The organism is Peribacillus sp. P4_D6 (assembly GCF_056401795.1).
Map to the genome: position 1 here is coordinate 1 of NZ_JBFUIQ010000261.1, position 2637 is coordinate 2637.

At 42.8% G+C, this 2637-nt stretch carries 3 protein-coding genes; all 3 read left to right on the forward strand.

Translation table 11 applies throughout. The features are described from left to right. On the forward strand, window positions 1-498 hold a 498-nt coding region (locus AC1DVB_RS26475), incomplete at its 5' end, for an ABC transporter ATP-binding protein (protein ID WP_477591768.1). A 22-nt stretch (window positions 499-520) separates the two neighbouring features. Further along, window positions 521-1702 carry an ABC transporter substrate-binding protein gene (locus AC1DVB_RS26480; protein WP_477591770.1) on the forward strand — a complete coding sequence of 394 codons (1182 nt, stop codon included), beginning with the start codon at window positions 521-523 and terminating at the stop codon, window positions 1700-1702. 373 nt (window positions 1703-2075) lie between these two features. Continuing rightward, the coding region (locus tag AC1DVB_RS26485) for an N-acetylmuramic acid 6-phosphate etherase (protein ID WP_477591772.1) at window positions 2076-2637 on the forward strand (562 nt) is incomplete at its 3' end.

A 2637-nucleotide genomic window follows, 5' to 3' on the forward strand; every position in this document is an offset into this window, starting at 1 on the left:
GATAAGAATGTTCGGGAGGGGATCGTTCAGTGTGCCGAAGGACGTAAACTGTTTTCACAGATGACCGTTCAGGAAAATCTGCGGATGGGTGCCTATGTGCATCGAAAGAAAAAAGCGGAGATTAAGGATTCCTTGGAATACGTCTATCACTTATTCCCGATTTTAAAAGAAAAGCATCATGATGAAGCGGGAAGCCTGAGCGGAGGCCAACAGCAAATGCTCGCAATTGGAAGGGCTTTGATGTCGAAACCTAAATTGTTGATGCTTGATGAGCCTTCGGTGGGACTCGCTCCACTCATTGTCGAACAAATGTTTCAAGTCATTGAAGAAATAAACCGCGAAGGAATCACGGTTCTGCTTGCTGAACAAAACGCGAATGCTGCCCTAAGCATTGCAGATAAAGGATATGTTTTTGAAAATGGGGAAATTGTCGTTCAAGGAACAGCAAGTGAGTTATTAGCCAATGATGAAGTAAGGAAAGCGTATATCGGGGCCTGAATAAATTGAATGGGGGATTTTTATGAAAAAACTAAAAGTATTATTTGTCTTTCTCCTGCTAACCATCACTGTTTTGACCGGGTGCAATAAAGGGGATAGCCCTGTGTCCAGCAGTGGCAGTAAAGGAAAAAATGACAATGTCGTAAACATCGGTTTTAGCGGTCCTTTAAGCGGGGCAGCAGCGTTATATGGGAAACGGACATTGAATGGTGTCGAAATGGCCGTCAATGAAATTAATGATGCTGGTGGTTTTGAAGTAGATGGTAAGAAATACACGTTGAACTTAGTATCGTTGGACGATAAATACTTACCTAATGAAACAGGGTCGAATGCTAAACGTTTAATTCAGGAATATGATACGCCGATCATATTCACGCCTCACAGCGGAGGCGTGCTGGCACTTCAGGTTTTTAATGAACAAGAGGAATTCATCATTGGTGCATATACGAGTGAACCGGCAGTGACCGAGAGCGGAAATTCTTTAACTGTTCGTATTCCACCGAATTACGAGGGATATATCGAGCCTTTTACAACATATGCGATGGAACATTTCGGCAAGAAAATTGCCGCTTTGCCAACATCTTCACAATACGGTAAGGACTGGACGGAAGCCGTGCTCCCACATTGGGAAAAGCAAGGCGGAAAAGTCGTTTATAATTCTTCGATTGATTTCGCCAAAGAAACCGATTTCTTTACGATTGTCACAAATGCTTTGAAAAAAGATCCTGATGTGCTATTCATCGGTGGAGCTTCGGAACCTACGGCAAAAGTGGCAAAGCAAGCTCGGGAGCTGGGATTTAAAGGCGGTTTCATCATCATGGATCAAGCAAAGCTGGATCAAATGAAGCCGATTGCAGGTTCATATGAAACATTGGAAGGCTCGATTGGCGTTCTGCCATTGATGGATTCAGATGAAGAAGCAGTGCCTGCATTCGTCGAGAAATATCAAAAGAATTATAAGGAAGATCCAAGCTCCGAAGTAGGATTGAATTATATCGCGATGTATGCGTTTGTGGAAGCGATGAAATCTGCAGGCAGCGTTGATGATGCCAAGGCAATCCGTAAACATATGCAAGACGGGCTTTCAAATATTAGGCCAGATCAAAAAATTTACGATATTCCCTCGATAGATAAAAATGGAGGATTTGCATCAACTATTGTCGTCGGTGCAGTAGAAAACGGGAAAGTAGTCCCGATCCGTTAACTGGGTAAAGGAGTACAGGTGTACCGGGTCTGGAGTAGTATACTAGTTTAGCATTTTGCAAAATTGCGTGTATCGTTCCTAATATGGTGACGGTACACGTTTTTTTTTTTGAAAAAATTTACACTGAAAATAGTAGGCTCCTATGGGTAAAATACCGCACTCTGCAAGGGATAGGTACAATATTTATAGGCAGGCCGCCAGCATCGGGGTTTTGAAGAACGGAGATTGCCGGTTAACAAATTTTACAAAAATATCTTGTCTCTGAGTAATGAAAACGCTATCATTGAATATAATATGAAATATAATTTCATTATTTTCTATTAAAAAATGAAATTATATTTAAGTGATTGTTTATAGGAGGATTTAATAGTCTATGGAAGAACATTTGCGCTCATTAACGACTGAATTACGGAACGAAAAGACGATGAATATCGACAGTGTTACTACAATGGACATCATTTCTGCAATCAATAAAGAAGATTTTAAAGTGGCAGCAGCAGTTCAGGAGGTATTGCCAAAGATTGAAACGGCAGTTGAATGGGCTTGCGAATCGTTAAAAAAAGGAGGGAGACTCATATACATCGGAGCAGGAACGAGCGGAAGGCTCGGAGTGCTGGATGCCGTGGAATGTCCCCCGACTTTCAGCACTCCGCCTGATAGGGTGCTGGGAATAATCGCAGGAGGGGAAAAGGCATTTGTTCGGGCTGTTGAAGGTGCAGAGGATAAAGAAGAGTTTGGGGAAAGTGACCTGATTGACGTGGCGCTTACAGCAAATGATACGGTTATTGGCATTGCGGCAAGCGGGCGCACTCCTTATGTGAAGGGTGCTTTGCGTTATGCAAGAAAGGTCGGGGCTAAAGCGGTCGCTTTATCCTGCAATAATAACTCGAGCATCACGAAAGAAGCTGATATAGGGATTGAAGTGGTGGTCGGGC

Coding starts and splice junctions, on each gene's coding strand:
- AC1DVB_RS26480 (WP_477591770.1), top strand. CDS start 521: ATGAAAAAACTAAAAGTATTATTTGTCTTTCTCCTGCTAACCATCACT.